The following is a 7,452-nucleotide window of genomic DNA, read 5'->3' on the forward strand; positions in this document are numbered from 1 at the left end:
AACGAATCGGAGCGGCGACGAGCCGCCTTGCACCCGCGACTCGCGCGGCTCTATTCTGCGATCCGCGACCGTTCGTCGCATTCTGGTGAATCGTTAACTATCTTTCTTGGTAAAGCCGCTTTTCATCACGCTCGGCACGATTCATAGTATGCCCCTGGGGCCGGATGGACCGGCGGCCGAGGGGACACATTAGTCGGTGACTGCGCCTTTTCGTTTTCCGCGCTTTTTCGTGACGTCGCCGTCGCCGTGCCCCTATTTGCCCGGCCGGCAGGAGCGAAAGGTGTTCACCGAGCTCAATGGCCCTCATGCCAGCGAATTGAACGACGCGCTCGGCCGGATCGGTTTCCGCCGCAGCCAGTCGGTGGCCTATCGGCCGAGCTGCGCGGGCTGCTCGGCCTGCGTCTCGGTCCGCGTCGTCGCGCCGGAATTCCAGCCGAATGCGACTCAGCGCAAGCTGCTGCGGCGCCATGCCGATCTCGAGATCACCGCCTGCAATCCCTGGGCGACCGACGAGCAATTCCAGTTGCTCCGCCGCTATCTCGGCACGCGTCATCCCGGCGGCGGCATGACGATGATGGACGACGGCGATTATGCCGACATGGTCGAACAGTCGCCGGTCAATTCGGTGGTGGTCGAATATCGCGAGCCGAGCGTGCATGGCGAGCGCGGCCGGCTGGTCGGCGCCTGCCTGACCGATCAGCAGGCGGACGGCCTGTCGATGATTTACAGCTTCTTCCTGGCCGACGACGAGAACCGCCCGAGCCTGGGCAATTTCATCATCATGGACCACATTCTGCGCGCCCGCGCCGCCGGCCTGCCCTACGTCTATCTCGGCTATTGGGTGAAAGGATCGTCGCGGATGGCCTACAAGACGCGCTATCGCCCGATCGAAGTGCTCGGCCCGTCGGGCTGGTCGCTGCTCGAGGACGAGGACGCGAGCTACGCCCCGCCGACGCACCCGGCCGAACAGGCGCTGGCGCTGTCGGGCGAATTGGCCTGAGGTCCAGCGGAGCGTGCGTCGCGCGCTCCCGACGCGATAAACCCTATTTCGCGATCGCCTGCTGCTTCATCATTTCCCGCTCGAAATCGGTCTGCGCTTCGGCGACGATCTTCGGCAACAGATCAGGCGCGAGCCATTTGCCGCTGGCGTGTCGTCCCATGACATCGGCGATTTCGGGATGCGCCGGCAGCACAATGTCGGCGTTGATCGCCGCCATGCGCTTGAAGCTCGCCCGGTAATCCCCGACGATCCCGGGATAGGCCTTGTTGCCGTAGAGCTTGTTGCCCGCGACCGACAGGCTGCAGGGAAAGACGACGGCCTTGGCCCCGGCTTTCAGCCGCACCGTCGTCGTCCAGGTGGTGCAACCGCGGGTATGGCCGGCGGTGAGAATGGCAGTCATCGTGACGCCACCCAGCGTCACCCGGTCGCCGTCCTTCAGTCGCCGATCGACCTTCACCGCCGGGAACGTCCCGACATAATTCTGGTCGCCGAAATGCTTGCCGTTCTCGAGCGCCCAGACATCGCCGTCCATCGCGTCGAGTTCGGCGCCGGTGTCGCGCTTCATCGCCGCGAGCCCGCCAGCATGGTCGAAATGGGCGTGGCTGTTGAGCAGGATCTTCACGTCGCGGACCTTGAAGCCGAGCGCGCGGATGTTCTTCTCGATCGCCGGGACGTTCGCTTCCATCGTCGCGTCGAGCAGGATCAGCCCCTTGGGCGTCACGATCAGATAAGAGGCGAGACCCCTGGTCCCGACATAATAGATGTTGCCGGCGATGCGGAACGGCGCGGTCGGCTGGGTCCAGGCGGCGGGATTGTCGGCGGCGGCGGGCACGGCCAGCAGGATCGCGGCGACTGCGGCGGCAAGCATCCGGGCGATCATGGCAATTCCTCCAGCAGCGACGGCGTCAGCACTTGCGGCAGCACACGAGCGTCGCCGCCGCCCGCCGGATAATAGAGATAAAGCGGCACGCCGGCACGATTATGCGCCTCGATGAAGCGTCCGAGTGCCGGATCGCCATTGGTCCAGTCGCCGACCAGCACCGCGACGTTCTTCGCCTTGAACGACGCGCGCACCGCGTCGGTATCGATCGCGACGCGCTCGTTGACCTTGCAGGTCAGACACCAGTCGGCGGTGAAATAGGCGAACACCGGCCGGCCCTGCGCGCGCAGCGCCGTGAGCCTGGCCTCGCTGAACTTCTCCTCGCCGGCGCCGACCGCCGCTGCCTGCGCCGGATGGTCACGCACCAGCCAGACGCCCGCGACCGCGATGGCCACCAGCACCGCCAGCGCGACCGGCCCGAAGCCCAGTCCCCGGGCCTGCCGCCGGCCCGCCGCCCACAGCACGATAGCCGCGCCCAGCGACACCAGCAGCGCCAGCGCCATACCGTCGACCCCCGCCTGCTTGCCGAGCACCCAGGCCAGCGCGACCGCGGTCAGCCACATGGGGATCGAGAGGATGCGGCGCAGCGTATCCATCCAAGCGCCCGGCTTGGGCAGTCGCTTGCGCAACGCCGGCACATAGCCGAGCAGCAGGAAGGGCAATGCCAGGCCTAGACCCAGCCCCGCGAAGATCGCTAGCGCGGCGGGCCAGGGCAGCACCAGCGCGGCGCCGAGCGAGGCGGCCATGAACGGGCCGGTGCACGGCGTCGCGACGAAAGCGGCGAGCGCGCCGGTGACGAACGCCCCGCCGGCGCTGCCGGTGCGATTGACGAAGGCGGGCACCGGCACTTCGAACGCGCCGGCGAGATTGAGCGCGATCGCGACCGTCAGCAGCAACAGCAGCATGACGACGCGCGGATCCTGGAGCTGGAACGCCCAGCCGATCGCGCTGCCGCCCGCCCGAAGCGCGAGGATCGCCGCGCCCAGTGCCAGGCACACCGCGACCGCGCCGCCGGTATAGGCCAGCGCCTCGTGCCGCGCGGCACGTTCCTCGCCGCCGGCGCGCGCCAGGCTCAAGGCCTTGAGGCTGAGGATCGGGAAGTCGCAGGGCATGACGTGGTGGATCAGCCCGCCGAGCACCGCGCTCAGAAAGGCGATCAGCGCGGTGGACCAGCCGCTGTCGCCGGCCGTCGCGCTCGCGGCCGGCGCCGATACGACACCCGGCGTCGCGGTCAATGCGAGCGCATGGCCGCCGACGCTCAGCACGCCCTCGATCGGACCGGGCGCGCCCTTGCCCTTGGTGGTGACGACCAGCCGGTCGCCGTCGCGCGCGACCTGTTGCGGGGCGGCATAGTCGATCGCGTCGGCGGTGATCGGATAGAAATAGGCCCCCTCGCCCACCGCGCTGGCCGGATAGGGAATCGCGAGGCGCAAGGCGCCGCCCTGCGCCTGCCAAATCGCCTTGGATCCTAGCGGCTGGGGCAAGGCGCGCATCCATTGGGCGAATTGGCCGGCGATCGCCGCGTCGGGCCGGCCGTCGCCGACCGTCAGGTCGGTCGATAGATCGGCCTGTTCCGGAACGCACAGGGTCTTGGTGCAGACCAGATATTGCAGGTGCAATTTGATCGGCAGCCTGGTGCCCGCCGCCAGACCCGACGGCACCGTCAACGGCACGATCACCGCATAAGGGTGCTCGAACACGTAATTCATCAACCCGGCGACGACCAATTGCTGCGGCGCCGGATAGCGCGGATCGCCGGCGGTCACGCCGGCTGGCAGCGTCCATTGGAATTTGGCGGGGAAGCCCGCGTCGCCGGGATTCTGCCAATAGCCGTGCCAGCCCGGTTGCGGCCGCGAATCGAGTGCGAGGTTGATCGTGGTGCCAGCCTTGGGCGTGCCGGTCTCCGCGACCAGGACGATCTTCAGGTGGGGCGGCGGATCATTGACCGGGTCGCCCTGCGCCGATGCCGGCAAGGCCCAGGCGATCATCGCCAGCATCATCGTCACGAAGGCGAAACCGAATGCGTGCATGCGACCCCTTGAACCCTGTCTCGCCGCCCCTTAGCGGTCCTTCATCGTCTCGCCCAGCGGAGTCTGCCTCGGATGCGCTTTGCCAAGTTTGCCCCGCTCGCCCTCGCCCTACTCGCCGGACCGCTCGCGGCGCGGAACGAGCCCGCTCCCGCCGCCGCGCCGGCCAAGGCGCCGCCGCCCCGGCTGGTGGTGGTGATCTCGGTCGACCAATTCTCGGCCGATCTGTTCGCGCAATATCGCAATCGGTTCACCGGCGGGTTCAAGCGACTGCTCGACGGCGCGGTGTTCCCGGCCGGGTTTCAGAGCCATGCCGCGACCGAAACCTGCCCCGGCCACTCGACGATCATGACCGGCGATCGCCCGGCGCGTACCGGGATCATCGCCAACGACTGGTACGAGTGGACCAGCCCACGGCCGGGATCGGTCTATTGCGCCGAGGATCCCTCGAAGGGCCCGGCGGGCAATTATGTCGCCTCCGACATCCACTTGCGTGTGCCGACGCTCGGCGAGCGGATGAAGGACGCCGACCCCGACGTCCGCACCGTATCGGTCGCCGGCAAGGACCGCGCCGCGATCATGATGGGCGGGCACAAGGTCGACCAGATCTGGTTCTGGCGCGACGGCAAGGGCTTCATTTCCTACGGCGGCCGCGCCGAGCCCGCCGCTGTGACTGCCGCGAATGCCGCGGCGAAGGCGGAGATCGCCAGGCCCGGCGCCGCGTTCGTCGAACCCGATTGGTGCAAGCCGATCGACCGCGCGATCGTCGCCAACGGCCAGACCGTCGGTGCCGGCAAGTTCGAGCGCCCAGCCAATAGCGAGGGCAAGTGGAAAGCCTCGCCCGCGTTCGACAGCGCCATCGTCGGCCTGGCGACCGCGATGGTCCGCGACATGAAGCTCGGCCACGGCAAGTCGACCGACGTGCTGACGATCGGTGCCTCGGCGACCGATTATGTCGGGCACACCTACGGCACCGAGGGGTCGGAGATGTGCATCCAGCTCGCCAATCTCGACCAGACGCTCGGCAAATTGTTCGCCGCGCTCGACAAGACCGGGGTCGATTATGTCGTCGCGCTGACCGCCGATCATGGCGGCAACGACATTCCCGAACGCGAGCGCGAGCGCGCCATGCCGATGGCCGAGCGCGTCGCCCTCGCCTTATCGCCAAAGACCGTCGGCGCGGGGATCGCCAAGGACATGGGGCTGAGCGGCCGCATCCTCTACGGCGTGACCAATGGCGACGTGTGGATCGATCCCAAGATCACCGGCGACCAGCGCGCCAAGGTGCTCGCTGCGGCGGTCGCGCATTATCGCGCCGATCCGCAAGTCGCGGCGGTCTTCACCCAGGCCGATATCGCCGACGTGCCGATGCCCGACGGCCCGCCCGAGACCTGGACGCTATTGCAGCGCGAACGTGCCTCGTTCGATCCCGCGCGATCGGGCGACTTCGTCGTGTTCCTGAAACCGCGCATCACCGCGATCCCGCCGGGCGATTATCCCGGCGCGGTGGCGACGCATGGCTCGCCCTGGGATTATGACCGCCGCGTGCCGATCCTCTTCTGGCGCAAGGGAATGAAAGGGTTCGAGCAACCCTTCTCGATCGAGACGGTCGACATCGCGCCGACGCTGGCCGGCGTGCTCGGCTTCGCGATCAAGCCTGGCGAGATGGATGGCCGTTGCCTCGATCTCGACAACGGCACCGGCAGCACCTGCCCATGAGCTATCAGATGCGCCGCGTGATCATCTTCACGCACAATTTCGCCGCGATGCGCGATTTCTATCGCGACATGTTCGGGCTTGAGGTCGTTGAGCAGGATGACGGCTGGGTCGACATGGCGGCGGGCGGATGCAACATCGCGATCCATGCGGCCGGGCCGAATGTCGAGATCGGGCCCGATTTCGAAGGCCCGCACAAGGTCGTGTTTCACGCCGACGATGTCGCGGCGGCGCGCGAGGATCTGGTGGCGCGGGGGGCGACGATGGATCCGGTCAAAGTGTTCGGCGAACTGCATCTGTGCGACGGCGACGATCCCGACGGCAATCGTTTCCAATTGTCGAACCGGCCGTAGAATCTACGGAAGCGGTCGCCAAACCACTACGCCTCCCCGGCGAAGGCCGGGCCCCAGCGTCGGCGCCTCGAGTTGGGACGGACAGTCCTCACCACAAACGACGGTGGAACTGGGCACCGGCCTACGCCGGGGAGGCGTGAAGATGAATGACGCGCTCAGCGCTCTTCGTACTTCCGGATGCCCGCCGCCAGCTGGTTCTCGCCCACGTCCAGCCGATCGCGGCCGACATTCGCCACGAACGCCGGGCTCTTGCCGAAATTGGGGGCGAGCGTCGCGACATTGTCGACCACTTTCAGCCCCGCCGACGAATAGGTCCGCCCTTCCGCCGCGACGACGATGAAGCCGGTCCAATTTTCCTTGTTCGGCCCGTCGGCGAAGGTGTTACGCGCGATCAGACCGGTGCCGCCCTCGCACAGGTCGATCATGTAATTGGTCTTGCGCCCCTGGCTGTCGTCGAAGCTGTTGTCGGTGATGGACAGGTTGGGCACGCGCAATTTGACGTAATGCCCGCCGGTACCGCGCTCGAAGCGCGAGCGGGTGATCGTCACGGATCCCTTGTTGGCGAGATAGATCGAGTGCGAGCAATCGACCGTCTCGTCGCACTGGCCGAGCCCCGCGAAGGTCGAACGGTCGATGACGATCTGCTGACCGGTGGGCTGACCGCCGAGAATGCCTTCCTGGCTGTCGAGGAACATCGAGTTGCGCACCGTGAGGTTGCCCATTTCCGTACGGATACCGGCGCCGTTGCCGTCCGACACGCGCATGTTACGGAACACGATGCCCTCGACCGTCGACGATAGTCCGCGCAGCACGAACGCCGCCTTGCCCTCGCACGTCTCGCCATCGAAGATCGCCTTGCCCGGCTCGACCGCCTTGAAGGTGATGTTGCCCCCCGCCTGGACGGTACATTGATGATAGACGCCCGGCGCGATCAGGATCGTCGCGGTGCCCATGCGGATCGACTGCACCGCGTCGTCGAGGTTAGCAAAGGTCTGACCGGTTTCCTGCACGGTGAAGGGCGCGGCACCCGGCTCGGCGTGGAGCGGCGTGACGGCGAGCAGTGGAAGCAGGGCGATGAGGGCGCGGCGCATGGGGGGACTCCTTCGCGCGGGGTATCTGCGCGTGTGGGACGCGGGGGTAGCGGGAATGACGGTTAATCGTCCGATCGCGCTATGGGCAGCGGCCTCAGGTATGAACGCGTAGCGACTATGCCCCAAGGAGAGACACCCTACGCCGTCATGCCGGCCTTGTGCCGGCATCCACGGAGCCGCAAGCGCTGGGGTTCGAGGCACGGTGGCCCCCGGCACAAGGCCGGGGTGACGGGGGGCTTGGGCGATGACCAAATTCCTTCTCCCCTTGTGGGAGAAGGAGGGAGCGCCGAAGGCGCGGAAGGATGAGGGGGAGTCACAGGAGATGTCGCTCGTGACTCCCCCTCACCCTTCCGCCGACTACGTCGGCTCCCTCCCTCTCCCACAA

6 protein-coding genes are annotated in these 7,452 nt (G+C 67.2%); 3 read left to right on the top strand and 3 right to left on the bottom strand.

Annotated elements, in window-relative coordinates:
* Positions 1-196: 196 nt before the first annotated feature.
* Positions 197-1,000, top strand: a complete 804-nt coding sequence (locus ACTHJR_RS01955) for an arginyltransferase (RefSeq protein ID WP_440521378.1) — start codon at positions 197-199, stop codon at positions 998-1,000.
* 43 nt (positions 1,001-1,043) lie between these two features.
* Here the strand turns inward: ACTHJR_RS01955 and bla are convergent, their stop codons facing one another.
* Both bla and ACTHJR_RS01965 read right to left on the bottom strand, forming a co-directional pair.
* Positions 1,044-1,880 (bottom strand): subclass B3 metallo-beta-lactamase, encoded by an 837-nt coding sequence (gene bla / locus ACTHJR_RS01960; RefSeq protein ID WP_440521379.1) that lies wholly within the window; start codon positions 1,878-1,880, stop codon positions 1,044-1,046.
* Positions 1,877-3,910, bottom strand: coding sequence for a protein-disulfide reductase DsbD family protein (locus ACTHJR_RS01965; RefSeq protein ID WP_440521380.1), 2,034 nt, complete (start codon positions 3,908-3,910; stop codon positions 1,877-1,879). The genes bla and ACTHJR_RS01965 overlap by 4 nt, the downstream gene beginning before the upstream one ends.
* Before the next feature lie 72 nt (positions 3,911-3,982).
* Between ACTHJR_RS01965 and ACTHJR_RS01970 the strand changes: the two genes are divergently transcribed.
* Both ACTHJR_RS01970 and ACTHJR_RS01975 read left to right on the top strand, forming a co-directional pair.
* Positions 3,983-5,626, top strand: coding sequence for an alkaline phosphatase family protein (locus tag ACTHJR_RS01970; RefSeq protein ID WP_440521381.1), 1,644 nt, complete (start codon positions 3,983-3,985; stop codon positions 5,624-5,626).
* Positions 5,623-5,976: a VOC family protein gene (locus tag ACTHJR_RS01975; protein WP_440521382.1), complete on the top strand. Its 354-nt coding sequence runs from the start codon at positions 5,623-5,625 to the stop codon at positions 5,974-5,976. The genes ACTHJR_RS01970 and ACTHJR_RS01975 overlap by 4 nt, the downstream gene beginning before the upstream one ends.
* Positions 5,977-6,131: 155 nt before the next feature.
* On the opposite strand, the gene ACTHJR_RS01980 is transcribed toward ACTHJR_RS01975, so the two are convergent.
* The gene (locus ACTHJR_RS01980) at positions 6,132-7,067 is read right to left on the bottom strand and encodes a right-handed parallel beta-helix repeat-containing protein (RefSeq protein WP_440521383.1); all 936 of its coding nucleotides are present in this window, start codon (positions 7,065-7,067) and stop codon (positions 6,132-6,134) included.
* Positions 7,068-7,452: the final 385 nt, after the last annotated feature.

The organism is Sphingomonas sp., assembly GCF_051962185.1.
Classification (GTDB): Bacteria; Pseudomonadota; Alphaproteobacteria; order Sphingomonadales; family Sphingomonadaceae; genus Sphingomonas.